General features: G+C 66.9%; 20 protein-coding genes and 1 pseudogene. 12 read left to right on the forward strand and 9 right to left on the reverse strand.

Annotation, left to right across the window (positions count from 1 at the left end):
* Window positions 1–181 precede the first annotated feature (181 nt).
* The 4 genes from ACTUWL_RS12345 to ACTUWL_RS12360 all read left to right on the forward strand — a co-directional run bounded on the left by ACTUWL_RS12345 (window position 182) and on the right by ACTUWL_RS12360 (window position 6,665).
* A complete protein-coding gene (locus ACTUWL_RS12345; RefSeq protein ID WP_021076908.1) occupies window positions 182–3,736 on the forward strand; it encodes a tetratricopeptide repeat protein in 3,555 nt (1,184 codons plus the stop codon).
* Window positions 3,737–3,840: 104 nt separating this feature from the next.
* Window positions 3,841–4,689 (forward strand): COG3904 family protein, encoded by an 849-nt coding sequence (locus ACTUWL_RS12350; protein WP_021076909.1) that lies wholly within the window; start codon window positions 3,841–3,843, stop codon window positions 4,687–4,689.
* Window positions 4,690–4,956: 267 nt separating this feature from the next.
* Entirely contained in the window at window positions 4,957–5,886 is a 930-nt protein-coding gene (locus tag ACTUWL_RS12355; protein WP_021076910.1) for a sulfite exporter TauE/SafE family protein, read from the forward strand.
* Window positions 5,883–6,665 carry a TIGR02186 family protein gene (locus tag ACTUWL_RS12360; protein ID WP_021076911.1) on the forward strand — a complete coding sequence of 261 codons (783 nt, stop codon included), beginning with the start codon at window positions 5,883–5,885 and terminating at the stop codon, window positions 6,663–6,665. Before ACTUWL_RS12355 ends, ACTUWL_RS12360 begins: the two co-directional genes overlap by 4 nt.
* Before the next feature lie 71 nt (window positions 6,666–6,736).
* On the opposite strand, the pseudogene ACTUWL_RS12365 reads toward ACTUWL_RS12360, so the two are convergent.
* Window positions 6,737–6,886: pseudogene (locus ACTUWL_RS12365) on the reverse strand (aspartate aminotransferase family protein); the annotation flags it as partial.
* 58 nt (window positions 6,887–6,944) lie between these two features.
* On the opposite strand from ACTUWL_RS12365, the gene ACTUWL_RS12370 reads away from it, so the two are divergent.
* Complete coding sequence (locus ACTUWL_RS12370) at window positions 6,945–7,163, forward strand: Lrp/AsnC ligand binding domain-containing protein (RefSeq protein ID WP_307756268.1); 219 nt, start codon at window positions 6,945–6,947, stop codon at window positions 7,161–7,163.
* On the opposite strand, the gene ACTUWL_RS12375 is transcribed toward ACTUWL_RS12370, so the two are convergent.
* Window positions 7,160–8,491, reverse strand: a complete 1,332-nt coding sequence (locus tag ACTUWL_RS12375) for an NRAMP family divalent metal transporter (RefSeq protein WP_021076913.1) — start codon at window positions 8,489–8,491, stop codon at window positions 7,160–7,162. The genes ACTUWL_RS12370 and ACTUWL_RS12375 overlap by 4 nt on opposite strands.
* Window positions 8,492–8,556: 65 nt before the next feature.
* Window positions 8,557–9,501 carry a DMT family transporter gene (locus tag ACTUWL_RS12380; RefSeq protein WP_021076914.1) on the reverse strand — a complete coding sequence of 315 codons (945 nt, stop codon included), beginning with the start codon at window positions 9,499–9,501 and terminating at the stop codon, window positions 8,557–8,559.
* A gap of 107 nt (window positions 9,502–9,608) precedes the next feature.
* On the opposite strand from ACTUWL_RS12380, the gene ACTUWL_RS12385 reads away from it, so the two are divergent.
* Window positions 9,609–10,472: a LysR family transcriptional regulator gene (locus tag ACTUWL_RS12385; protein WP_021076915.1), complete on the forward strand. Its 864-nt coding sequence runs from the start codon at window positions 9,609–9,611 to the stop codon at window positions 10,470–10,472.
* Between the two features lie 121 nt (window positions 10,473–10,593).
* Here ACTUWL_RS12385 and pdeM read toward each other — a convergent pair whose 3' ends face one another.
* The 4 genes from pdeM to ACTUWL_RS12405 all read right to left on the reverse strand — a co-directional run bounded on the left by pdeM (window position 10,594) and on the right by ACTUWL_RS12405 (window position 16,689).
* Window positions 10,594–11,265, reverse strand: a complete 672-nt coding sequence (gene pdeM, locus ACTUWL_RS12390) for a ligase-associated DNA damage response endonuclease PdeM (protein ID WP_035650073.1) — start codon at window positions 11,263–11,265, stop codon at window positions 10,594–10,596.
* Window positions 11,266–11,328: 63 nt separating this feature from the next.
* Window positions 11,329–14,043, reverse strand: a complete 2,715-nt coding sequence (locus tag ACTUWL_RS12395) for a ligase-associated DNA damage response DEXH box helicase (protein WP_035650107.1) — start codon at window positions 14,041–14,043, stop codon at window positions 11,329–11,331.
* A 204-nt stretch (window positions 14,044–14,247) separates the two neighbouring features.
* Complete coding sequence (locus ACTUWL_RS12400; protein ID WP_021076918.1) at window positions 14,248–15,474, reverse strand: ABC transporter substrate-binding protein; 1,227 nt, start codon at window positions 15,472–15,474, stop codon at window positions 14,248–14,250.
* Between the two features lie 288 nt (window positions 15,475–15,762).
* Window positions 15,763–16,689, reverse strand: a complete 927-nt coding sequence (locus ACTUWL_RS12405) for a methyltransferase domain-containing protein (RefSeq protein WP_021076919.1) — start codon at window positions 16,687–16,689, stop codon at window positions 15,763–15,765.
* A 137-nt stretch (window positions 16,690–16,826) separates the two neighbouring features.
* Here ACTUWL_RS12405 and ACTUWL_RS12410 point away from each other — a divergent pair, with 137 nt between their 5' ends.
* The 5 genes from ACTUWL_RS12410 (at window position 16,827) to ACTUWL_RS12430 (ending at window position 22,373) form a co-directional block, all read left to right on the forward strand.
* The gene (locus tag ACTUWL_RS12410) at window positions 16,827–17,891 is read left to right on the forward strand and encodes a ligase-associated DNA damage response exonuclease (protein WP_021076920.1); all 1,065 of its coding nucleotides are present in this window, start codon (window positions 16,827–16,829) and stop codon (window positions 17,889–17,891) included.
* On the forward strand, window positions 17,888–19,744 hold the full coding sequence (locus ACTUWL_RS12415; protein ID WP_021076921.1) for a cisplatin damage response ATP-dependent DNA ligase: 1,857 nt from the start codon (window positions 17,888–17,890) through the stop codon (window positions 19,742–19,744). The genes ACTUWL_RS12410 and ACTUWL_RS12415 overlap by 4 nt, the downstream gene beginning before the upstream one ends.
* Window positions 19,745–19,843: 99 nt before the next feature.
* The gene (locus ACTUWL_RS12420) at window positions 19,844–20,152 is read left to right on the forward strand and encodes a DUF6460 domain-containing protein (RefSeq protein WP_021076922.1); all 309 of its coding nucleotides are present in this window, start codon (window positions 19,844–19,846) and stop codon (window positions 20,150–20,152) included.
* Between the two features lie 22 nt (window positions 20,153–20,174).
* Window positions 20,175–20,909 (forward strand): MBL fold metallo-hydrolase, encoded by a 735-nt coding sequence (locus ACTUWL_RS12425; protein WP_021076923.1) that lies wholly within the window; start codon window positions 20,175–20,177, stop codon window positions 20,907–20,909.
* A gap of 120 nt (window positions 20,910–21,029) precedes the next feature.
* The gene (locus tag ACTUWL_RS12430; RefSeq protein ID WP_021076924.1) at window positions 21,030–22,373 is read left to right on the forward strand and encodes an MATE family efflux transporter; all 1,344 of its coding nucleotides are present in this window, start codon (window positions 21,030–21,032) and stop codon (window positions 22,371–22,373) included.
* Here the strand turns inward: ACTUWL_RS12430 and ACTUWL_RS12435 are convergent.
* Together ACTUWL_RS12435 and ACTUWL_RS12440 are read right to left on the reverse strand one after the other, a co-directional pair.
* Window positions 22,345–23,442 (reverse strand): quinone-dependent dihydroorotate dehydrogenase, encoded by a 1,098-nt coding sequence (locus ACTUWL_RS12435; protein WP_021076925.1) that lies wholly within the window; start codon window positions 23,440–23,442, stop codon window positions 22,345–22,347. The genes ACTUWL_RS12430 and ACTUWL_RS12435 overlap by 29 nt on opposite strands.
* A complete protein-coding gene (locus ACTUWL_RS12440) occupies window positions 23,439–23,783 on the reverse strand; it encodes a DUF952 domain-containing protein (RefSeq protein ID WP_168470963.1) in 345 nt (114 codons plus the stop codon). The genes ACTUWL_RS12435 and ACTUWL_RS12440 overlap by 4 nt, the downstream gene beginning before the upstream one ends.
* A 199-nt stretch (window positions 23,784–23,982) precedes the next feature.
* Here ACTUWL_RS12440 and ACTUWL_RS12445 point away from each other — a divergent pair, with 199 nt between their 5' ends.
* Window positions 23,983–24,636 (forward strand): S24 family peptidase, encoded by a 654-nt coding sequence (locus ACTUWL_RS12445; RefSeq protein WP_021076927.1) that lies wholly within the window; start codon window positions 23,983–23,985, stop codon window positions 24,634–24,636.
* The last annotated feature ends 131 nt before the right edge of the window (window positions 24,637–24,767 follow it).

Consider the following 24,767-nt stretch of genomic DNA (forward strand, 5'->3'; position numbering starts at 1 on the left):
TCCCGGAATCCCTAACTTTAAAGCCCGCCGGCTGCATTCCTTAACCCGTTATTTACCGTGACGGGAAAAAGTCAGCAGCTGAAGCAGACGACCAGCGCAGAATTCGATTGTCTCTTAACGGGAATGCGCGGGGAGGCTGCGGGCGCAGAGTATGGCGCCGGAGTCGGGACCGGACGGAATCATGAATTCGCGCGTATCGTGGAGTGTTGACGGCATCGATCCCTCCGTCCGCGACAGGGCCGAAGCGGCTGCGCGCCGCGCCGGCATGTCGCTGAACGACTGGCTCAATTCGACCGTCGGCGAACCGAGCCCGCCGGATTGGCGCATGGAGCAACGGCAGCCGATGCCGAGCCGGGAGAGCCGCGACGTCGCCGATATCCATCAGCGGCTCGACGCGATCACCCGCCAGATCGAGCAGATTGCAAAGCCGCTGTCGCGCGGCGAAGCCGTGCGCGCCGAGGTGCCGCGCGGCCAGCCCGCGGTGGCGCGACAGCTGAACGACGCGATTTCGCGCCTCGATGCGCGGCTGTCGCAAATCTCGCGGCCGCAGCCGGCGCGCGAGCCGCAGCCCCAGCCGATGCGTGAAGCGCAGATGCAGCGGGAGCCGCAGATGCAGGACCGGCAACTGGAGGAAAGGCTGCGCCAGGCGGAAGCGGTCGAGCGCGCAGCAGCCCAGGTCTACCGCCCCTCGCCGCCGCTAAGCCCGGCGTCGTTCGATTCCGCGATCGCGGAAATCGCCGCGCGCCAGAACGAGCTCGATGGCCCGGCAACGCGGCAGATGCCACAGCGCAGCGCGCCGCCGATGCAGGAGCCGGCCCCGCCGATGGCCGCCTACGCGCCGCCGCTGGCAGCGCCCGCCGGCCCGGACTTCTCCTCGCTCGAGCGTCACCTGCTCAAGATCACGAGCCAGATCGAGGCGCTGCAACGGCCCGACCACATCGAGCAGTCGATCGCGTCGTTCCGCGGCGAGCTCGCGGAAATCCGCCAGGCGATCACCGAGGCGATGCCGCGCCGCGCGATCGAGTCGATCGAGAACGAGATCCGCTCGCTGCACCACCGGATCGACGAGATCCGTCAGGACAGCAACAACGGCCAGGGCCAGGCGATTGCCGGCATCGAGCGCGCGCTGTCGGAGATCCGCGAGGCGCTGCGCACGCTGACGCCCGCCGAGCAGCTCACCGGCTACGACGAGGCGATCCGCAATCTCGGCGCCAAGCTCGACATGATCCTGCGCGCCAACGACGATCCGTCGACGGTGCACCAGCTCGAGAGCGCGATCGCGGCGCTGCGCGCCATCGTCTCCAATGTCGCCTCCAACGACGCGCTGCTGCAGCTCTCCGGGGACGTGCACGCGCTGGCGGCGAAGGTCGACCAGCTGTCGCAGATGTCGCGCGGCGACTCCTACGGCGACGCTTTCGCCGGGATCGAGCAGCGCATCGCGGCGCTGGCCTCGTCGCTGGAAGGCCGCGAGCGGCCGGCCGGCTACGACAACACCGACGCGATCGAGGGCGCCCTGCGCTCGCTGTCGGAGCGGATCGACCGTCTCCAGGTCGGCAATGACAGCTCGTCGGCCTTCACCCATCTCGAACAGCGCGTCTCCTATCTGCTCGAACGCCTTGAATCGGCCGACCAGCGCTCCGGCAATCTCGGCCGGGTCGAGGAGGGGCTGCATGACATCATGCGGCACCTCGAGGCGCAGCACGCCCATCTCGCCTCGCTCGCCGACGCCACCCGCAACACCGTCAACACATCGGCGCCGCAGCCGATGATGGACAGCGGCATCGTCGATCTGGTGAAGCGCGAGCTGTCCGACATCCGCTTCAGCCAGTCGGAAACCGATCGCCGCACCCAGGATTCGCTGGAGACGGTTCACAACACGCTCGGCCATGTCGTCGACCGGCTGGCGATGATCGAGAACGATCTGCGCACGGTGCGCAGCGCGCCGCCGCCGGCTCCGCCCGCCCCCGCGCCGGCCGAGCTGCGGATGGACGCACCGCGGATGGAGATGCCGCGCGCGGCGATGCCGCAGCCGGTCGCACATCCCCAACCTGAATCGTACAGGCCGGACTCGTACCGGCCCGAACTACCCAATCCTGCGCTGGCGCAGGAGCACTTCATGTCCGCGCCGCGCGAATTCCATGCCGCGCAGCCGGTCGAGAGCCCGCCGCCGCCGCTGCCGCCGCGCGCGATCAGCGAGATCCTTGAGCCGCACGCGGCGTCCGCGCGCGCTGTGATCGCACCGGAACTGCCGCCGGATCATCCGCTCGAGCCGGGTACGCGCCCGTCGGGCCGGGTGTCGTCGCCGTCGGAGCGGATCGCGGATTCCGAGCGCGCGATCTCTGATCTTCCTGCGGGCAAGAAGGAGCCGGTCTCGACCTCGAGCTTCATCGCCGCCGCGCGCCGCGCCGCGCAGGCCGCCGCCGCACAGCCCGTCAACGAGAAGGCGGCGCGCGCAGCGAGCAAGGCCGCCGCCAAGGCCAAGGAGAAGGCCGACAAGGCGGCGAAGGCTGCCGCCAAATCCGGCGCCAAGGCCGACGCACCGGCGACCGGCGCGGCGGAGGCCCAGCCGTCGACCATCACCTCCAAGATCCGCTCGCTGCTGGTCGGTGCCAGCGTGGTCGTGATCCTGCTCTCCACTGCCAAGATGGCGATGAACCTGCTCGACAGCAGCTCCGCGCCACAGGCGCCGGCGATCGAGCAGCGCGAGCCGGCGGCGCCCGCCGTGCAGCCGCCCGCCGACATTCCCGTCACCCCTGCGCCGTCGGCGCCCGCCGCGCCGGGCCCATCGATGACCTCGCCGACCCCGCTCGGCCGCCAGTCCAACAACACGCCGGCGCCGAACACGCTCGACGCCGCGCAGGTGACGATCCCTCAGGCCCCTGCGCCGGCACCCGCCGCCGCGCCGGACCCGGCCGTGGCGACGCCCGCGGCCGCCGCCAACGACGTCACCGGCAGCATTCCAACCGCGCCACCGCTCGGCGGCAAGCTCGCAACGATCCAGATTCCGGCGGGCGAAAAGCTGCCCGACGCGATCGGCGGTCCGGCGCTGCGCACGGCCGCGATCAAGGGCGATGCGGCCGCGGCCTATGAAGTCGGCGTCCGCTTTGCCGAGGGCAAGGGCGTGACCGCCAACGTCGACGAGGCCGCCAAATGGTATGGCCGCGCGGCACAGGCCGGTGTGGTGCCCGCGATGTTCCGGCTCGGCACCTTCTACGAGAAGGGCCTCAGCGTGAAGCGCGACTTCGATACCGCACGGCGCTTCTATGTGCAGGCCGCCGAGCGCGGCAACGCCAAGGCGATGCATAACCTCGCCGTGCTCGACGCCGATGGCGGCGGCAAGGGCGCCGACTACAAGAGCGCCGCGCAATGGTTCCGCAAGGCGGCCGATCGCGGCGTCGCCGACAGCCAGGTCAATCTCGGCATCCTCTATGCCCGCGGCATCGGGGTCGAACAGAACCTCGCCGAGTCCTTCAAATGGTTCAGCCTCGCGGCCGCACAGGGCGACGCCGACGCCGGCCACAAGCGCGACGATATTGCCAAGCGGCTCGACCCGCAGTCACTGGCCGCCGCCAAGCTTGCGATCCAGACCTTTACTCCCGAACCGCAGCCGAGCGATGCGGTCAACGTGCCGGCCCCGGCCGGCGGCTGGGACGGCGCCCCCGCGCAGCCTGCGGCGGCGAAGCCGGTCAGGCAGCCGTCGAAGCGGACCGCGGCGCTGGCCGCACCGGCTCATTAAAGCGAGGCTAGCTGCGGCGCCGCTGTCCTGTACCTCCGCCCTCCTGCCGTGTAGACAGGCGCGTAGTCGCGCGCCAATCGCGCCTGCGTTCCGGAGGGTCAGGCTTGTCCGTCGACGATCGTCAGGATGATGGAACGGGCCATCGTTCGTCGCCGACCGGTCCCCGCGTCGCGCCGCCGCGTCAGACGCCGTCTCCATTTGCTGCGCGTCCCAACACTCCGCCTTCGCCGCCTCCACCCGCGCAGGTCAACGCGGCATCGCCGCCGCGCACCTTCCGGTTCTCGCTGTGGTCCGTCGTCATCTTCGTGCTGCTGTTGTCGAGCGTCGCCATTCAGGCCTATCGCGACCTGTCGCGGCCGGGTGCCTGGGATTTTTGGCGCGAGACCTACATCGCGGCGAGCATGACGTCGGCGGTGATATCAGACGTCGACATCGACGGGTCGGGCCGCGGCCGGCGCGCGCTGGCGATCAGCGGCAAGATCGGCTCGGCCAGTGCGAGCTGGTTCCGCGACCGCCTCAGCGAGGCGCGTCTCGCCGCCGGCGATGCCGTGCTGCTGTCGTCGCAGGGCGGCGCGCTGAACCAGGCCGCGATCATGGGCGAGGTCATCCGCACACACGGGCTCGTCACCGCGGTCGCCACCGCAGACGCCTCGGGCAAGCTGCGCCCCGCGGCCTGCGCCAGTGCCTGCGTCCTGGTCTATGCCGGCGGCGCGACCCGCTACGGCATCGCCGGCTCGCGGCTCGGCGTACATCGCTTCACGACCAGCGCACCGGTCAGCGATCCGCTTGCCGAGGCCCAACGCATCCAGGGCATGGTGCTTGGCTACATGACCAAGATGGGCGTCTCTTCCGGGATCGTCGAGGCGATGTCGCAGACCTCGGATATCCGCTGGCTGAGCCCGAAGGAAGCGCTCGCGCTGAACCTGATCACGACGCCGGTCGATCAGCCCTGAGCCGATACAGATGTCATTAATCTGAATTATCAACCACGTGCGCAACCGAGCGGCAACGTGCGGCGAAAAATGCCACCCGGAGCGGAATCTTTAGTCCCTCCTCCCGCCGAATTCGGTTATGCAAGAACGCGGCAATCGACCCGCGTTCGCCTGCGCCTCGCGCGCCGACCGGATTCGTTCAGCCGGAGAATGCCCGACCCGAACGACATCACGCCGTGATGCGGCCTTGCGCCCCAGCATGCGGCGAACCGACAAGAAGCGACGCGCGTGCAGCTCTACCTCCCGATCGCCGACATTCCGGTCAATGTCTTCCTCATCCTGGCGATGGGCGCGGCGGTGGGATTCGTCTCCGGCATGTTCGGGATCGGCGGCGGCTTCCTGATGACGCCGCTCCTGATCTTCGTCGGCATCGCGCCCGCGGTCGCGGTGGCCTCGGTCGCCAGCCACATCGCAGCCTCCTCGTTCTCCGGCGCGATCTCCTATTGGCGCAGGCGCGCGATCGACCCGTTGCTGGCGGCAGTGCTGCTGGTCGGAGGCACACTCGGCACCGCGCTCGGGGTGTGGACCTTCACCTTCCTGCGCTCGCTCGGCCAGCTCGACCTGATGATCGCGCTGTCCTACGTCATCCTGCTGACGACGGTCGGCGGGCTGATGTTCTGGGAAGGCCTGCGCGCGATGCTGCGCGCCCGCGGCGGACGCCCGGTCGCGCTGCGCAAGCCGGGCAGCCATGGCTGGATCCACGGCCTCCCGCTGAAGCTGCGCTTCAAGCGCTCCAAGATCTATCTCTCGGTCATTCCGGTCGTCGTGGTCGGGCTCGTGATCGGCTTCATCGGGGCGGTCATGGGCATCGGCGGCGGCTTCATCCTGGTGCCGCTGATGATCTATGTGCTGCGGGTGCCGACCTCGACCGTGATCGGCACCTCGATGGTGCTGACCCTCGTGACGATGGTGTTCGCCACCATGCTGCACGCGGTGACCAACCATCTGGTCGACGCCGTGCTGGCGCTGATCCTGATGATCGGCGGCGTCACCGGCGCGCAGTTCGGCGCCCGCGCCGGCCAGAAGATCCGCGGCGAGCACCTGCGCCTCCTGCTCGGCCTGCTGGTGCTCGCGGTCGGCATCCGTTTTGCGGTCGAGCTGGTGATCCAGCCGCAGGACCTGTTCAGCATCCGCGAAACCGGCGGAGCGCCGCCATGAGGCTGTGTGCACCACTGGCCATCGCGGGCCTCGTCGCCGCCGGCCTCGCAGCCGTGCCCGCTCGTGCGGAGCGGCTGATCGTGTCGGTCTCCAACCACCGTGTCACGGTGACGCCGAACTATTCCGGCGGCGAGCTCGTGCTGTTCGGCTCGGTCGAGAAGGACGACAAGACGCCGCCCAATCGCGGCAATTACGATCTCGTGGTCACCGTGTCGGGCCCGCGCGCCGACATGGTGACACGGCGCAAGGAGCGCAAATTCGGCATCTGGATCAACACCGACTCGCGGCAATTCCTGCAGGTGCCGGGCTATCTCGCGCTGTTCTCCAATCGCCCGTTCGACCAGATCGCCGCACCGGAGGTGCAGCGGCGGCAGCAGCTCGGGCTCAACAACGTTACGCTGGTGCAGCGGGTCGGGCCGGACTTTGCCGACGTGGTGCCGAACGATCCGTTCCGCAGCGCCTTCGTCCGGCTGCGATCCGAGCACGGCCTGTACCGCGAGGCGACCTCGGCAGTGACGTTCCTGACCCCGACCTTGTTCCGCACCGGCATCCCGCTGCCGGCCGAGGTGCCGATCGGCACCTACAATGTCGAGATCAAGCTGTTTTCCGACGGCGCGGTGGTGACCAAGACCGAGACCGCCTTCGAGATCGTCAAGGTCGGCTTCGAACAGTTCGTCGCCACCACCGCGCGGCAGAACGGCCTGGTCTATGGCTTCGTCACCGCCTTCATGGCGCTGATGACCGGCTGGATGGCCTCGATCGTGTTCCGCAAGGACTAAAGGGCGTAGGTTTGGGTGGAGCGCAGCGCCACCCATCCTACGGTCTCTGCAACGTGCTCTCGAATGCGTCGCCGAGGATGCACGCCCGCAATCCTGGCACGCTCGACCAGCCTGTCGCGCAGGATGATCTCGATGACCTTGAGCCCGACCGCGGCCGGCATCGGATCGGACACATGCGTGAAGCCGCGTTCGTGGCAGCGCTCCTCGATTTCGGCCGATGTCGTCGACATCCGCCCCAAGCAGCAAACCAGGGAATCCTTCGAACGTTTCGAGAAGAAGGTGATCGGCCTTCCGGAGGTCGTCGAGTGCTGCATGATCGCCGGCGACTGGGATTATTCGCTGCGGGTCGTGTCCTCCGACCTCGCAAGCTATCAGTCGTTCATCCTCGACCGCCTGATGCATCCGGACACCGATATCGCGAGCTATCGCACCACCATCATCCTGCGGAAGGTCAAATCGACGACCAGGATCGACAGCTCGCTGTTTCGCAGGGACTAGAGGAGAAACCCGATCCCCATCGCGATCACGCTGAGCGCCATCGCAGCCGTGGAGAGCCAGCCGAGCCAGTACAGCCACCCGCCGATCACGAAGCCTCCCATCACTTCCCTGCGGCGTGCCATGACCATCAGTAGCACCATCACGGGCACGGCGAGCACGCCGTTGACGACTGCGCTCCAGTACAGCGCCGAGATCGGATCGATCGGTGTGAAGTTGAGCGCGATGCCGATGCCGCCCGACAGCGCCAGCACCGAATAGAACGCGATCGCCTCCTTCGGCTTGCGTGCCAGCCCGACCGGCCATCGACGTCCCTCGCTGACCGCATAGGCCGTCGCTCCCGCAAGCACCGGGATCGCCAGCAGGCCAGTGCCAACGATGCCGAGCGCGAAGATCACCTCGGCAAAGGGTCCGGCGATCGGGCGTAACGCCTCGGCGGCCTGCGCCGAGGTCTGGATGTCGGTCTTGCCGGCCACATGCAGCGTGGCCGCGGCAGTGACGATGATCGACAGCGCGATCAGGTTGGAAAATGCCATGCCAGTGATGGTGTCGGCGCGGATGCGCGAGAATTCGCGCTGCGCGCCGTAGTGCCGCTTGATCAGCGGATGCTTGTCGGGATCGACCCGCTGCTCCTCGGCCTCCTGCGAAGCCTGCCAGAAAAACAGATAGGGCGAGATCGTGGTGCCGAGGATCGCGACGATGGTCGTGAAATAGTCCGCGCTCCAGGTGACGCGCGGCAGCACCACGCCGGCCAGCACCTGTGTCCACGACACCTGGGCAAAGGCGAGCGCCGCGACATAGGCGAACAGACTGAGCGTCAGCCATTTCAGGACGCCGACGTAGCGGTGGTAATTCATGAATATCTGAGCGACCACCGACGTCACGCCGAACAGCACGACATAGAGGATGGCCGGACCGCCGATCAGTAACCTGGTTGCGTCCGCCATCGCCGACAGGTCGGCGGCGATGTTGACGGTGTTGGCGATGAACAGCAGCGTCACCACCATAGCGAGGAGCCAGCCGGGATAGTGCCTGCAGACATTGCCCGCAATTCCGTGCCCGCTGACACGGCCGAGCCGCGCCGAAATCTCCTGGATCGCGCTCATCAGCGGGAAGGTCAGCAGCATGGTCCAGCCGATGCCATAGCCGAGCTGCGCGCCGGCCTGGCTGTAGGTGCCGATACCGGACGGGTCGTCATCGGAGGCCCCGGTGATCAGGCCGGGGCCGAGCGCCTTGAAGATGCGGCTGAAGCTGGACGGCTGGCGCCGAGGCTTTTCCGCCGGCGCATCGTCATCTTGGTCGTGGTGCGAGATCGTCCCTTGCCGCGTCATGTCCCAGTTCCAGCGTCTGACAACGAGCCGGATACCGCCTGGTTCCTGCGGCGAAACCCAAGCCTCTATGGCCGTGGCGACCCCGACTTGAAGGAGGCGCTGGGGACAGCCGCGGCGGGGCGGGTCACCAGATAGATGCCGAGCGCGACCGGAACGATGCCGAGCAGATCGCGGAATTCGACATGCTCGCCGAGCACGAGGTAGGCGAACAGCATGCCGAGCGGCGGCATCAGGAAGTGATAGGCGCTGGCAGCGGTGGCGCCGCACACCTTCAGCAGATGAAACCAGATCACGTAGCCGAGGATCGAGCCGCCGAGCACCAGGAAGGCGAAGGCGCCGGCGAGCCGGGCGCTCGGCACGATGTCACCTACGCTGGAAAACGCGAAGGCGAACGGCATCACCGCAAGGCCCCCGGCAATGTTCTGGATGCCGTTGCCGATCCACAAATTGCCCTTGGGCGCGAGCAGCTTGAACAGGATAGTGCCCGCGACGATCGAGGCGAGCGAAGCCAGCGTGAACAGGACGCCGTGCGGACTGTCTGATCCGATCGACATGCGATGCCAGACGATGAAGGCGACGCCGGCGATTCCGAGCAGCAGGCCGGCGACCTTGCGCCAGGTCAGCGCCTCGCCGAGTAACAGCGCCGCCAGCACCGCGGTGAACACCGGATTGGCCGACACGATCAGCGTGCCGAGACCGGCAGAGACCGTCTTCAGACCAGTGTAGCCGAGACCGAGATAGAGCGCGTTGTTGGCGACGCCGAGCACGGCGAACACGACGGCATCGCGCCACGTCAGATCCCATGCGTCCCGGCGCAGCAGCGAGACCGCCAAGATCAGGATGCCGGCCAGCGAAAATCGCGCGGCGAGCAGGATCAGCGGCGGGCAATCGGTGACGCCGACCTTGCCGGCGACGAAGGCGAAGCTCCAGAGCAGGCAGAACAGCGCGATCAGCAGCGGCAGGGTGTTGAAGCGGACGCGAGGGACGGCGATCGAAGATGCGGCGGACATGGATTTCTCCTGGAATTTCTCCATCGCCCATGATCTAGGCCGTCGCGTTGATATTTGGAAATTAAATGATAGACTGGCTTCCAGTGGATTTATGAATGGAGCCTGCGATGCTCGACCTGGAGCTGTTGCGCAGTTTCGTCTCGGTGGTCGATGCCGGCGGCTTCACCCGCGCCGGTGAGCGCGTCCACCGCACGCAATCGACGGTGAGCCAGCAGATCAAGCGCCTGGAGGAGGACGTCGGCCAGCCGCTGTTGATCCGCAGCGGCAAGGACGTCACCCCGACCGAGGCCGGCGAACGGCTGTTGACCTATGCGCGGCGACTGCTGTCGCTCGCGGAGGAGGCCCGCGACGTGCTCTCGCGCCCCGGCAGCGAGGGCGCGATCCGGATCGGCATCACCGAGGACTTTGCCGCCTACCGCTTGACGAGACTGCTTGCGACGTTCGCGCGCAGCCATCCGAATTTGCGGCTCGACGTGCGCTCCGGCCAGAGCCTGTATCTCTACCGCGATCTCGAGCGCGGCGATCTCGATCTGGCGCTGATCAAGCGCGCTGCCAGCGAGAAAGCCGGCATCGCGGTGTGGCCGGAACGCGTGCATTGGGTCACCAGCAAGAGCCATCCGCGCGACACCACGGCCGGCTCGGTGCCGCTGATCGGCTTCGGCTCGGGCTGCCTGTACCGCGCCCACGCCATCCATGCGCTAGAGCGCGCCGGCCGCAACTGGCACATGGCCTACACCTCCTCCAGCCTGGCCGGCATCCAGGCCGCGGTCGCTGCGGGGCTGGGCTTGAGCATTCTCTCGGAAATGTCGATCCAGGCCGAGCACCGCGTGCTGACCGCCAAGGACGGTTTTGCGCCGATCGAGCGCACCGAAGTCGCCCTCGTCGCCGCCCCCGAGGCCCGCCCCGCGACGTTGCGGCTGGCCGACCGGCTCGCCGAGTATTGCGAGAGTGTGCAGGCAAAGGCGGCTTAGGGTATTTATCCGTCATTCCGGGGCGTGCGAAGCACGAGCCCGGAATCCATTCATTCACGAATGATGCGGCTCAATGGATTCCGGGCTCTCGCTTCGCGAGCCCCGGAATGACGATGCGAATCTAGGAGCACCGCGACGCTGCGAATGCGTGGACGCGATTGTCGCCCAGCACATGGGCCATGAAGCCGGGCGATCCGAAAATCCGTGCGAACGCCGCGTCGCGGATGCTGAGGCCCCCGGTGTAGGCGCCGAACGCCGGCATCACCGCGCGCTCGCCGTCGCTGGCAAAACAGCGCCGCTCGATCGAGCGACCGCGGGTCGGCACCCGCGCCTTGGGATGCAGGTGCCCGGCGATCTCGCCGCTCGCGCCGGTCGGCTCGTGGCGGAACACGATCGGGCCGATTGCGACTTCGGTCGCGACCACGCCGCCGAGATTGGACGGCAGCGCCGGATCGTGATTGCCGGCGATCCAGATCCAGTTGCGCCGCATTTGCAATGCCGCGAGCGCCTCGCGGTCGGCCCCGGAGAGACGTTCATGCGCCTCGCGATCGTGAAAACTGTCACCGAGCGCGATCACCTGCCGTGGATCGTGCCGCGCGATCACGGCGGCAAGCCGGCTCAGCGTCGCCACCGTGTCGTAGGGCGGCAGCAAAACGCCGCGGGCAGCGAAGCTCGAGCCTTTTTCCAAATGCAGGTCTGACACCACGAGCAGGCGCTGTTCTTCCCAGAACAGCGCGCCGGAAAAATCCGCCACAAAGCCGACATCCGCCACCATGACCCTCGAAGCGCGCATGTCGTCACCGTCTCGCAAAGCTGGCGCGCTTGCCGTCACGTCCTGTTCCTCACAGCATCAGCGTTAGGTTGTCGCCTCCCGCACGAGTTCCTCGGCCGCCTCGGCCAGAAGCTCGTCGGATGCTTCGCCATAAACTGACTCGCGGCCGATTTCCAGCAGCGCGGGGACGGCAAGCGGGGAAACGTGGTCGAGATCCTTGTGGGTGATTCGGCCCTGGATGCGCGACAGCATGTCGCCAAGACGGCGAAGGTCGAGCAATCCCGTGGCGGCATCGCCACGCGCGGCACGCAGCAGCACGTGGTCGGCCTGGTGCTTGCGCAGCACGTCGTAGATCAAATCGGTCGAGAATAGCACCTGGCGGCGCGACTTCTCCTCGTCGGTGAAGCGGCGCGCGATCAGGCCGGAGATGATCGCGCAGTTGCGGAAGGTGCGCTTCATCAAGGCGGATTCCGCAAGCCACGCCTCGAGGTCGTCGCCGAGCATGTCGGGATCGAACAGCGCGTTGAGGTCGAGCTTGCCATGCCGGATCATGAAGGAGAGATCACCGACACCCCAGACCGCGAGCGCGTATTCGTTGGCGACGAAGCCGAGTGGACGGGCGCGGGCGCGCTCCAGCCTGCGCGTCAGCAGCATGCCGAGCGTCTGGTGCGCGAGCCGCCCCTCGAACGGATAGCAGACGAGATAATGACTGCCGCCGCGCGGAAAGGTTTCCACCAGCAGCTCGCGCACCGCGGGCACGCGGGAGAATTTCCGCTGCAGCGACAGCCAGTCATGCACCTGGTCCGGCAATCCGTTCCACGCCCGGCTGTTGTCGAGCAGCTTGCGCACGCGTTCGGCGAGATAGGTCGAGAGCGGGAACTTGCCGCCCATATAGGACGGCACTTTTGCGTCCTTGTCATTGGCGCGAGAGACGTAGACCTGATCCTCGACCAAGGCCTCGTAGCGCACCACCTCACCGCCAAAGACAAAAGTGTCGCCGGGCACCAGGCCCTCGATGAAGACCTCCTCGATCTCACCGAGCATCCGGCCGCCGCGCGCGATCGCGCCGGTCGACCCGGTTCCGCCGGCGCGCGAGCGCACTAGCCGCACCTTCAGCATCGTCTCCTCGACGATGGTGCCGACGTTAAGGCGGTAGCTCTGCCGTACCTTGGGATTGGTGACGCGCCAGCGGCCCTGCTTGTCCTGCTTGATCCGCGCGAAACGCTCATAGGTCTTCAGCGCGTAGCCTCCGGTCGCGACGAAATCGACGACGTCGTCAAAATCGGTCCGCGACAGCGATGCGTAGGGTGCCGCGGTCCTGACCTCATCGTAGAGTTCGTCGGACAGGAACGGCTTGCCGCAGGCGCAGCCGAGCACGTGCTGGGCCAGCACGTCGAGCGCACCTAGGCGCAACGGCGGCGTGTCCTGCGCATTCTCGGCGATGGCATCGATCGCGACACGACATTCCAGCACCTCGAACCGGTTGGCCGGCACCAGCACGGCGCGCGAAGCCTCGTCGAAGCGGTGGTTGGCGCGACCGATCCGCTGCATCAGCCGCGACGATCCCTTGGGCGCGCCGATATTGATGACGAGGTCGACATCGCCCCAGTCGACGCCGAGATCCAGCGAGGAGGTACAGACCACGCCGCGCAGTTTTCCCGCAGCCATCGCGTCTTCGACCTTGCGGCGCTGCGCGACGTCGAGCGAGCCGTGATGCAGCGCGATCGCGAGCCCATCGTCGTTCATCCGCCAGAGGTCCTGGAACAGCATCTCGGCCTGGCTGCGGGTGTTGACGAACACCAGCGTGGTCTTGTTGCGCTTGATCAGCTCATAGACCTCGGGCAGCGCGTGCCGCGCGCTGTGGCCGGACCACGGCAGCCGCTCGCGCGTGTCGAGCATCTCGACCACCGGCGGCGCGGCACCGCCGGCAGTGACGACGTCGGCGGATGCGCTCGCGCCGCCCGGCTGCGGCACCAGGAAGCGCGCGAGTTGCTCGGGCTCGGCTACGGTTGCCGAGAGGCCGATGGCACGCGCCTGTGGCGCGATGGTCCAGAGCCGCGCCAGGCCGAGCGACAGCAGATCGCCGCGCTTGGAGGTGACCAGCGCGTGCAGCTCGTCGAGCACGATGCGCTTCAGCGACGAGAACAGGAACGGCGCGTCGTCGGACGCCAGCAGCAGCGCCAACTGCTCCGGCGTGGTGAGCAGGATATCAGGCGGATAGCGCCGCTGCCGCTGCCGTCGCGACACCGGCGTATCGCCGGTGCGGGTCTCGATCCGGATCGGCAGGCCCATCTCGGCAACCGGCGTCTCCAGATTGCGCGCGATATCGACCGCAAGCGCCTTCAGCGGCGAGATGTAGAGCGTGTGCAGCCCGCCGCTGCGGCGAACCCCGCGGCCGGTGGAGACGAGGCTTCTTCTTGGCTCCGCAGCGCTCGCTGGTAGGGCTCCCTCCCTCCTTGCGGGGGAGGGTTGGGGAGAGGGGTAAGCCGTATCGTTCGGAACAAGCGGCATACCCCTCTCCCGCAAGGGGGGAGGTGGCGATCGAGTTTGTGCGTGTAGAGTCGTTGCGCTCGCTTCACCGCTCAGCTCCACCAGCGTCGGCAAGAACCCCGCCAGCGTCTTGCCGGCACCCGTGGGCGCGATCAGCAGCGCCGAACGCTCCTCGCGTGCTTTCGCCAGCAGCGCAAGCTGATGCTCGCGCGGCGACCAGCCGCGTGAGGCGAACCAGTCGCGAAACTGGCGCGGCAAGAGATCGGCCGTTTCCGACGGCGGGACGGAAAAGAGATCGAGCGTCGACACGCCCAAGAGGTAGGCGGTTCAGGCGGCTTCGTCGAGGGCGGGACGGAAATGGCAGCAGATGGCAAGGGGGATGTTCGCCTCCGCCACCCCCAACTCGACCGTCATTGCGAGGAGCAAAGCGACGAAGCAATCCATCTTTCCCCGAATGGATCGATGGATTGCTTCGCTTCGCTCGCAATGACGGGATGGGGGCGTCTGCGCCCCCTACTCCGTCATCGGCTCGCCGGCGAGGTCCCAGTCCTTGCCGTTGAAGATCGAGATGTAGAGCGTCTTCATCGGCGTGTAGTCGTCGGGCGTGTAGCTGTAATTGATGCCATCGAGGAAATAGGGCGAGTGGAAGCCGGCCAGCGTGGTGGCGTGCTTCAGCACGTTGGCGCGGGTCAGATCGTCGCCGCAGCGGCGCAGGATTTCGCCCATCGTCGCCGCCTGGCCGTAGCCGGCGAAGGCGATGGTGTTGTCAGGATCGACGTTCGGCAGGTACTTCTTGCGCAGCTCCTCGAACGCCATCACATCAGCATCCTTCTCGTAACGCGGCACGCCGACTTCCTTGTTGTAGCGGATGGCGACGATGTCCTTGGCGTTCTCCAGCCCCGCGGCGCTCAGGATCGAGCGGCCGGTCGAGCCCGCCGACAACAGCTGCAACGGCTTCCAGCCGAGCTCGGCCACCTTGCGGATCGACTGCGACGTCGCCTTGCCTGTGGTGATGTTGTAGAACACGTCGGCGCCCGACTTCGACAGATTGATCAGCTGGGAATCGACCGTCGGATCGGTGAGATCGTAGGTCTGCTCCATGATCACCTGGGCCTTGCCGCCGGCGTCAGTCAGCACCTTCTTGAACGGACCGAGGAAGTCACGGCCGAAATCGTCGTTCTGGTAGAGGATGCCGATCTTGGCGTTCGGCTTCACACTGACGACATGCTTGGCGAGGATGCGCGCCTCGGTCGGATAGAGCGGCAGGCCCGCCATGGTCCATTTGAAGTTCTTCGGGTCGTTCCACTTCGAGGCGCCGGTATTGAGCAGCAACTGCGGCACGCCCTTGGAATTGAGATATTTGTGCACGGAGGTCTGCGGCGCGGTGCCGAGCGAGCCATAGAGCGCCAGCACCTCCTCCTGCTCGACCAGGCGGCGCGTCGCCTCGACGCATTTCGGCGCGCTGTAGGCGTCGTCCATGGTGAGGAACTTCACTTTGCGGCCGTTGATGCCGCCCTTGTCGTTCAGCATCTGGAAATAGGCTTCGCCGACGCGGCCGAGCACGCCATAGAGCGAGCCGGGGCCGGAATGCGGCACGGTCTGGCCGAGCTTGATCTCGGTGTCGCTTGCACCCGGATCGTACTTCTTGTCCGCGGCCCGGACGAACGGCGCCGGCAGCACGGACGCTGCGATCACGGACAATGCGGTGGCGCCGAATTCGCGCCGCGTATGTTTTTTCATTGTGTCTCTCCCTGAGGCGCAAAGCTCTCGCATTCCGCCCAGCGCCGGGCAAGCACGAAGTCACGGCTTCGCGACGCAATGCCGCGTCACGGCAAATGCGTAGCGTGTAGACTCAAGTTCGGGAGCGAGATGCATGAACATGCACCCTCTCCCCTTGTGGGAGAGGGTGGCTTCGATGCGAGAGCATCGAAGCCGGGTGAGGGGTCTGTCTCCGCGGATAGAGACCCCTCATCCGGCGCGGATTGCATCCGCGCCACCTTCTCCCACAAGGGGAGAAGGTCAAGAACGTCACGGCTTGACGGCAACTGCGACAAGCCCAGGTGCCGGGATGTTGTCCTCGTTGCGCGCGGAGAGATCGTCGAGCAGCGCCAGTGTCAGCCCGGCGGCCGCAACGGTTGCCCGCACATGGGCTGCGCTGTGGGCGTAGCGCAGCCCCTCGCCGAGGATGACACCCTCTCCGTCATGGGTCTCGGTCGTAAACGCGAACACGCCGCCCGCGACCAGCACGCGCCTCGCCTCGGCGAGCACGGGCGCGAGATCGGCGATATAGACCATCGCATCCGCGGCGAGAATCAATTCGGCGCTGGCATCCGGCTTGCCGGCAATGCCGTTGAGCATGTCGTCGACCTCGAGCTCGGCGTAGAGGCCGGTGGCGCGCGCCTTGTCGATCATGCGGGGCGACAGGTCGATCCCGATGAAGCGATCGACATGCCGCGCGAATGCGCCGGCCGCGAGCCCGGTGCCGCAGCCAAGATCGATCGCGCGCTTGAAGAACGCCGGCTTCTTCGCGGCAGCGCGCACCGACAGCACCGCCTTGAACAGCAGCGCCGGGCCGCGATAGCCGAGATCGCCGACCAGTGCCGCCTCGAAGCGCGGCGCATATTGATCGAACAGCGTCCGCACATAGCCGGGCGGCATCGAACTGACCGGCTCGATGCCGAGCTGCATCAAATGCAGGCCGGCGCCGTGGCGGTCCTCGGGATCGGCGTCGCGCGCGGCGCGGAAGGCCGCAATCGCGGCCTCGCGTTGCCCGAGCTCGAGGCGGATCTTGCCCAGCGTGTACCAGGCCGACGGAAATTTCGGCACCAGCTCGATCGCCTGTTCGAGCAGCTCGGCAGCGGCCGGCAGGTCGCCCTTCAATTGCAGGTCGCGCGCAAACTCGTAGCGGCGGTCGGCAACGAGGTCGCCGGAGGACAGGAACAGGCGGGGCGCCATTCTCTTCAAGGAACCGATGTTGCGACAGCCCCGGTCGGGCCATCCATCAAGGCACGGACTTTTTCCGGAGATGGAGGCGCGGGTCAAGCCCGGGCATGACGGCTAAACATCGCGGTTTGACCGCCTATATAGGACCAATGCGCTCGCAAGACATCCTGATGCCCGTCCCGGCCGGGCTTTGCTGCAAGCCCGGCGGCTTCCACATCGATCCTGTCAGGCCGGTCGAACGGGCGCTGATCACCCATGGCCATTCCGACCACGCGCGGACGGGCCACGGCGCGGTGCTTGCGACCCAGGAAACGCTCGACATGATGCGGCTGCGCTATGGCGAGAATTTCGCCGGCTCCGTGCAGGCGGTCGCCTATGGCGAGGAGATCAGGCTCGGCGACGTCACGGTGTCGTTTCATCCCGCCGGCCACGTGCTGGGCTCCGCCCAGATCTCGGTCACCTGCAAGGACAGGCGCATCGTCGCCTCCGGCGACTACAAGGACGCGCGGGACCCGACCTGCGCGCCGTTCGAGCTCGTGCCCTGCGACGTCTTCGTCACTGAGGCGACGTTTGGATTGCCTGTGTTCCGCCATGGCGATGCCGCCGGCGAGGTGAACAAGCTGCTCGCGTCCGTCAAACTGTTTCCGGAGCGTGCGCATCTGGTCGGCGCCTATTCGCTCGGCAAGGCGCAGCGGGTGATCGCGCTGCTGCGCGAGGCCGGCTACGACGCGCCGATCTATCTGCATGGCGCGATGGAGAAGATCACGTATTATTATCAGGAGCGCGGCATTCCGCTCGGCGAGCTCCGGCCTGCGCGCGGCATGAAGAAGGCCGAGCTTGCCGGCACCATCACGCTGGCGCCACCCAGCGCGACATCGGACGTGTGGACGCGTCGCTTCCCCGATCCGGTCACCGCCTTCGCCTCGGGCTGGATGCGGGTGCGCGCACGCGCGCGACAAGGCGGCATCGAGCTGCCGCTGGTGATCTCGGATCACGCCGACTGGGACGGGCTGACGGCGACGATTGCGGCCACCGGCGCCGGCGAAATCTGGGTCACCCACGGCCAGGAAGACGCGCTGGTGCATTGGTGCAAGAGCAAGGGCCTTGCCGCGCGGCCGCTCGATCTGGTCGGCTATGGCGACGAGGACGAGGGTGAGACCGCGGCAGTCACCGGCGAAGGCGAGGCCAAGCCCGACGGCGAGGCGACATCGTGAACCGCTTTGCCGAACTGCTCGACCGGCTCGCCTACGAGCCCGGCCGCAACAACAAGATCAGGCTGCTGGTCGGCTATTTCCGCGAAACCGAAGATCCGGACCGCGGCTACGCGCTGGCGGCGCTGACCGGTGCATTGTCGTTCAAGCACGCCAAGCCGGGCTTGATCCGTGACCTGATCACCGAACGCACCGATCCGGTGCTGTTCGGCTATTCCTATGATTACGTCGGCGATCTCTCCGAGACCGTCGCGTTGATGTGGCCGAAGGCGACTGGCGCATCTCACAACGAGTCTTTGCTGGGCTACCCCTCTCCCCAACCCTCCCCCGCAAGGGGGGAGGGAGCCCAACCGTCGTGCTCACCTCACAGCAACGTTGTGACCGACATGAGTGAGGGACGCACTGTTGGATGGGTTCCCTCCCCCCTTGCGGGGGAGGGTGAGGGAGAGGGGTACCGCGGGCGAGATGTCGCCGAGACTCCACGCACGCACAACAACCCACCTCCCCCGACGCTGACCGACGTCGTCACGACGCTGCGCACGCTCGGCAAGGCGGAGCTGCCGGCGCAACTGGCGCGCTGGCTGGACGAGCTCGACGAGACCGGGCGCTGGGCGCTGCTGAAGCTCGTCACCGGCGCGATGCGGATCGGGATCTCGGCTCGGCTGGCGAAGACCGCTGCGGCGGCACTCGGCGACAAGGACCCGCACGAGATCGAGCTGATGTGGCCCGGGCTGTCACCGCCCTATCTCGACTTGTTCGCATGGCTCGAAGGCCGCGGCGACAAGCCGGTCAACCGCGATCCGACCCCGTTCCGCCCGGTGATGCTGGCGCATCCGATCGAGGATAGCGACTTCGCCAATCTCGACGCCGCCGAGTTCAGCGCGGAATGGAAGTGGGACGGCATCCGCGTGCAGGCGGTCGCCGGCCGCGACGCGCGCGGTCACATCCAGGCGCGGCTCTATTCGCGCACCGGCGAGGACATCACCGGCAGCTTCCCCGACCTCGTGCCCTCGCTGCATCTGCCCGGCGCGGTCGACGGCGAATTGCTGGTGCTGCGCGACGGCCGCGTGCAGACCTTCAACGTCTTGCAGCAGCGGCTGAACCGCAAAGTCGTCTCGCCGAAGCTGATCAAGGAATTCCCGATCCATCTGCGCGCCTACGACCTGCTCGGCGACGACGAGAACGATCTGCGCGAGCTCCCATTCACTGAACGGCGCGCGCATCTCGAAGCCTTCGTCGCCAGGCTCGGCGATCCGCGCATCGACCTGTCGCCGACGGTTCCGTTCGCGAGCTGGGAGGAACTGGCCGCGGCGCGCGCCGATCCGAAAAGCGCCGGCGCCGGCGACGATGCCGACGCCGTCGAGGGCGTCATGCTGAAGCGGCGCGACGCGCCCTATCTGCCGGGACGGCCGAAGGGCCCATGGTGGAAATGGAAGCGCGATCCGCACATCATCGACGCGGTGCTGATGTATGCCCAGCGGGGCCACGGCAAACGCTCGTCATACTACTCCGACTACACGTTCGGGGTCTGGACCCGCGGCGATGCGGGCGACGAGCTGGTGCCGGTCGGCAAGGCCTATTTCGGCTTCACCGACGAGGAGCTTTTGCAGATCGACCGCTTCGTCCGCCGCAACACCACCGAGAAGTTCGGCCCGGTGCGGCATGTCGTGCATGAGCCGGATCAGGGGCTGGTGCTGGAGGTCGCGTTCGAGGGCCTGCAGCGCTCGTCGCGTCACAAATCCGGCGTCGCGATGCGCTTTCCCCGGATCAGCCGGCTGCGCTGGGACAAGCCGCCGCGCGAGGCCGACCGGCTGGAGACACTTGAACGGATGTTAATCTCCATGACAGGAAGTTAAACCCGCAAGCCGCATGGCAGCCATTGATCGCCGCTCACGGATTTCCCATGTGCTCCGCCGTGACCTATAATGCGCGGACAATTCCGCCAGGAGATACAGATGCCGAACGACGTCAGGGACTTGCCGGCCGGAGGCCAGAGCGACGGCCTGTACCGCTTTCTCGGCGGCTCGCCGCTCTCGGTGGCGTTCCGGCTGATCCTGCTCTCGATCCTGGTCGGCGTCGTGCTCGCCGCGATCGGCCTCGACCCATGGAACATCCTCTACAGCGTCCGCAGGCTGTTCCAGACCATCTGGGATTTCGGCTTCGACGCGATCAACTGGGCCTGGCGCTACTTCCTGCTCGGCGCCGTGATCGTGATCCCGATCTGGCTGCTGTCGCGGCTGTTCGGTGCGCCGCGCGGCCGGTGATCCAAGGGAAGGCCCGCAGCCGATGCAATTGCGATTTGTCGGCTGCGGCGATGCGTTCGGCTCCGGCGGCCGCTTCAACACCTGCTTCCACGTCAGCAGCGAGCGCGTCAATTTCCTGATCGATTGCGGCGCCTCCTCGCTGCCGGCGCTGAAGCGGCTCGAGATCGACCGCGACGCGATCGACCTGATCCTGATCACGCATTTCCACGGCGACCATTTTGCCGGATTGCCGTTCTTCCTGCTCGATGCGCAGTTCTCCCGCCGCACCCGGCCGCTGGTGATCGCGGGGCCGCAAGGCATCGAGACGAAATTGCCCGAAGTGATGGAGGTGATGTTCGAGCATTCCTCCAAAACCAGGCAGCGCTTCGACCTGTCCGTCGTCACGCTCGCGCCAAGGGAACGGCGCAGCTTCGGCGACGTGACCGTGACGCCCTACCCTGTGGTGCATGGCGAATCCGGCGGGCCGTTTCTCGCCTATCGCGTCGAGGCGGAAGGCCGCACCGTCTGCTATAGCGCCGACACCGAGTGGACCGACGCGCTGATCCCGGCCGCGCAGAACGCAGACCTCTTCATCGCCGAAGCCTACACCTACGACAGAACGGTCAAGAACCATCTCAGCCTGAAAACGCTGGAAGCGCATTTGCCGGTCATCAACGCAAGGCGAGTGGTGCTGACCCATATGAGCGACGACGTGCTCGCTCGCATCGACGAGCTACCCTATGCGGCCGCGAGCGACGGCTTGGTCGTGGTGTTCTGACGACGCAATTGCGTTGCCGGCTGCCCACCCCCCTCGCCGCCGCATTGCTCTGAGCACAATTCCGGCATGGTCGCGCGACGGACGACGCGCTAGAAGCATACATTCCTTGCAACCGTAGCCATGCACGCACCCATCCACCCGAAGATCTCCACCCGCCAGGTGTTCGCCATCGCCGGCCCCGCGATGGTCGCCAATTTGACCACGCCGCTGATCGGCATCGTCTCGACCACCGCGATCGGCCGCCTCGACGATGCTGCGCAGCTCGGCGGGGTGGCGATGGCCTCGGTGATCTTCGATTGCCTGTTCTGGCTGTTCGCTTTCCTGCGCATGAGCACACTGGCCTTCACCGCGCAGGCGCAAGGCGCCGGCGAGCCGCAGGAATACGCCGCGATCCTGGTGCGCGGCTTCATCGTCGCCGGCCTGATCGGCGCCGCGCTGATCGCGCTGCAGCTGCCGCTCGCCGCAATCACGTTCCAGCTGATGGGCGGCAGCGAAGGCGTCACGCGTGCGGCGAAAACCTATTTCATGATCCGGATCTGGTCGGCGCCGCTGGCGCTCGCCAATTACGTCATCCTGGGCTGGCTGGTCGGCCAGGCGCGCGCCAATCTGGCGCTGGCGCTGCAGATCGTGATCAACCTGATCAACATGATTGCGACCGTGCTGCTGGTGCAGGCCTATGGCGCCGGCATTGCCGGAGCCGCGATCGCCGCCGTGCTCGCCGAGACCGCTGGTTTCGTTGTCGGCATCGTCGTGGCGTGGCGGATCTCGCAAACAGGCTTCGCGGTTCCCGCGGCCACGCTGTTCGATCGCACCAAGCTGATGCGCATGCTGGCCGTCAACCGCGACATCATGGTCCGTACCGCGGCGCTGATCGTCGTGTTCCTGTTCTTCACCGCCAAGGGCGCGCGCGAGGGCGACGTCACGCTGGCGGCGAATTCGGTGCTGAACAACTTCCTGCTGGTCAGCGCCTTCTTTCTCGACGGCCTCGCCAACGCCGCCCAGCAGCTGTGCGGCCGCGCCTTCGGCGCGCGCGACGGACGCGGCTTTGCCGATTCGACCCGGCTGGTGCTGCTGTGGGGCATCGGCTTTGCGCTGGTGGTGTCGGTGCTGTTCGCACTGTTCGGACCGGCGCTGATCAAGCTGATGACGACCAGCGACGACGTGCGCCGCTATGCGCGCGACTTCCTGCCGTTCGTGGTCATGGCGCCCCTGCCCGGCGTGTTCGCGTTCGGCTTCGACGGCATCTATGTCGGCGCAACCTGGGCGCGCGAGATGCGCAATCTGATGCTGGCCTCGCTCGCGATCTTCCTCGCCACCTGGTGGGCGCTCAGCGCATACGGCAACACCGGCCTGTGGATCGCTCTGATCGGCTTCTACGTCGCCCGCGGCGGCCTGCAGGGCCTGCGCTATCCGGCGATGCTGCGGAAGACGTTCGCTACCTCACCGGCCAGTCCTCGGCCGTGATGGCCGCGGCGTCGGCGCCGACGATTTCCGACAAAGAGTCGCGCCCCGTGCGCAGCAGGGTCGAGGACAGATCGCGCTTGATGTCCTCGACCAGGCCGATGCCCTTGTAGACCAGCGAGGAATAGAGCTGGATCAGGCTGGCGCCAGCGCGGATCTTGGTCAGCGCGGCGCCGCCGGAATCGATGCCGCCGACGCCGATCAAGGGAAAGGCGCCTTCGACACGCACATAGGTCTCGGCCACCATCCGCGTCGAGAGGCGAAACAACGGACGGCCCGACAGGCCGCCCTGCTCCTTGGCACGGGTTTCCTCGCGCAAGGTCGAGGGACGCGCCAGCGTGGTGTTGGCGACGATCATGCCGTCGACGCCGCGCGAGCGAGCGATGTGCACGACGTCGTCGAGCTCGGCGAGGCTCAGATCCGGGGCGATCTTCAGCAGCACCGGTGAATCGCCGGCGTTCTTGCGCACGCGCTCGCGGGTATCGATCACCCGCGCCAGCAAATCGTCGAGCGCCGCCGATTGCTGCAGATTGCGCAGGCCCGGCGTATTCGGCGAGGAGACGTTGACGGTGAAATAGCTCGCGACCGGCGCGAAGGTCTCGATCAGCTTCACGTAGTCGGCAATGCGGTCCTCTGAATCCTTGTTGGCCCCGACATTGACGCCGACGATGCCGCCACCGCCGGCGCGCGCGGCGAGCCGCCGCAGCACGGCTTCCGCGCCGTCATTGTTGAAGCCCATGCGGTTGATGACGGCTTCGTCGCGCTCGAGGCGAAACAGCCGCGGCCGCGGATTGCCGGCCTGCGGTTTCGGTGTCACCGAGCCGATCTCGACAAAGCCGAAGCCGAGCCGCAACAGCGCGTCAGGCACCTCGGCGCTCTTGTCGAACCCCGCCGCCATGCCGATCGGATTCGGAAAGTTCAGCCCGAAGGCGCGCACCGCGAGCTTGGGATCATCCGGCCGCAGCCGGACCGGCGGCAGCAGTTTCAGGCCCTGGATCGCCATGCGATGGGCATCCTCGGGATCGAACCAGCGCAGCAGCGGCAGCGAGAAGGCGTCGAAGGCACGGATCACGGCTTGAGCTCCGGAACGTCGTGGCCGCCGTCGGAGCGCGCGCGCAGGCTCAGGATTTCGGTGACCGCGCCGAGGTCGAGTTCGCCATAGAGATGTGGAAACAGTTCGTCATTGCGCGACCGCTCCCAACGCAGGGCATCGCCGAGCGCATCGGCGTCGACCGCGACCAGGAACAGGCCGGTTTGTCCGTGGTAATGCTTGCGCGCGGTCTCGGCGACCTGCGAGGCCGTGGAAAAATGGATGAAGCCGTCGCGATTGTCGTCCGCACTGCCCCGGTACACGCCCTGCCGCTCGGCTTCGCGCCAGGCCGAAGCGGGGGTGATTTTATAGATCATGGGCACGGCCCGGCCTTCCCTTTTGTCCTTGAGTCTCTTGGGGTTTTATCCGGATTTGAGGGGAAATGCCCCAGACGCCAACTGGCGAGCGAGGGACCGTATCGGCGGTAGCGGCGCAACTCAAGCGGTGCCGCGCCAGATCCGGCGGCAGATTTGCGAAAATCGAAGTTTCAGGCAATAATTCCTACCATCCGGGATATCCTCGATGGCCAAACAGTCCAAAGCCGCCCGACCGCTGACCCACGCTCAGGTCTGGGCCGCGCTCGACCGGCTCGCCGAACGCGCCGGCCTGTCACCGTCCGGACTTGCCAAGCAGTCCGGCCTCGATCCCACCACGTTCAACAAGTCCAAGCGCGTGACCGGCGACGGCCGCGAGCGCTGGCCATCGACCGAATCGCTCTCCAAGGCGCTGGCCGCGAGCAACGCCAGCATGGAGACCTTCGTGCAGCTGCTCGGCGACGGCCCGCGCGGCGGCCAGTCGGTGCCGCTGCTCGGCTTCGCGCAGGCCGGCGCCGGCGGCTATTTCGACGACTCAGGTTTTCCCGCCGGCAAGGGCTGGGACGAGGTGGCGCTGCCGGCAACGTCAGACGAGCACGCCTATGCGCTCGAGATCGACGGCGACTCGATGAAGCCGGCCTATCGCGAAGGCGACATCATCGTGGTGTCGCCGGCAACCGCGATCCGCCGCGGCGACCGCGTCGTGGTGCGCACCACCGGCGGCGAGGTGATGGTGAAGGAGTTGAAGCGCCGCACCGGCAAGGTGCTGGAGCTCGCCTCGCTCAATCCGGAGCACCCCGACCGCATGCTCGATGCCGAGGAGGTCGCGTGGATCGCGCGGGTGGTGTGGGCGAGCCAGTAGCAGGCGATGCAGTCACCACACAATCGGTGTCGTCCCGGCGCAGGCCGGGACCCATAACCACCGCATAGCACTGCTTACGCACGCTGAGGCCGCAACCTGCCCAACCAACCCAGCCCTGTGGTTGGGTCCCG

This window comes from Bradyrhizobium sp. WCU1 (assembly GCF_053474805.1).

Coding starts and splice junctions, on each gene's coding strand:
- ACTUWL_RS12345 (WP_021076908.1), top strand. CDS start 182: ATGAATTCGCGCGTATCGTGGAGTGTTGACGGCATCGATCCCTCCGTC.
- ACTUWL_RS12360 (WP_021076911.1), top strand. CDS start 5,883: ATGAGGCTGTGTGCACCACTGGCCATCGCGGGCCTCGTCGCCGCCGGC.
- ACTUWL_RS12375 (WP_021076913.1), bottom strand. CDS start 8,491: ATGACGCGGCAAGGGACGATCTCGCACCACGACCAAGATGACGATGCG.
- ACTUWL_RS12380 (WP_021076914.1), bottom strand. CDS start 9,501: ATGTCCGCCGCATCTTCGATCGCCGTCCCTCGCGTCCGCTTCAACACC.
- ACTUWL_RS12385 (WP_021076915.1), top strand. CDS start 9,609: ATGCTCGACCTGGAGCTGTTGCGCAGTTTCGTCTCGGTGGTCGATGCC.
- pdeM (WP_035650073.1), bottom strand. CDS start 11,265: ATGCGCGCTTCGAGGGTCATGGTGGCGGATGTCGGCTTTGTGGCGGAT.
- ACTUWL_RS12400 (WP_021076918.1), bottom strand. CDS start 15,474: ATGAAAAAACATACGCGGCGCGAATTCGGCGCCACCGCATTGTCCGTG.
- ACTUWL_RS12405 (WP_021076919.1), bottom strand. CDS start 16,689: ATGGCGCCCCGCCTGTTCCTGTCCTCCGGCGACCTCGTTGCCGACCGC.
- ACTUWL_RS12410 (WP_021076920.1), top strand. CDS start 16,827: ATGCGCTCGCAAGACATCCTGATGCCCGTCCCGGCCGGGCTTTGCTGC.
- ACTUWL_RS12420 (WP_021076922.1), top strand. CDS start 19,844: ATGCCGAACGACGTCAGGGACTTGCCGGCCGGAGGCCAGAGCGACGGC.
- ACTUWL_RS12425 (WP_021076923.1), top strand. CDS start 20,175: ATGCAATTGCGATTTGTCGGCTGCGGCGATGCGTTCGGCTCCGGCGGC.
- ACTUWL_RS12430 (WP_021076924.1), top strand. CDS start 21,030: ATGCACGCACCCATCCACCCGAAGATCTCCACCCGCCAGGTGTTCGCC.
- ACTUWL_RS12445 (WP_021076927.1), top strand. CDS start 23,983: ATGGCCAAACAGTCCAAAGCCGCCCGACCGCTGACCCACGCTCAGGTC.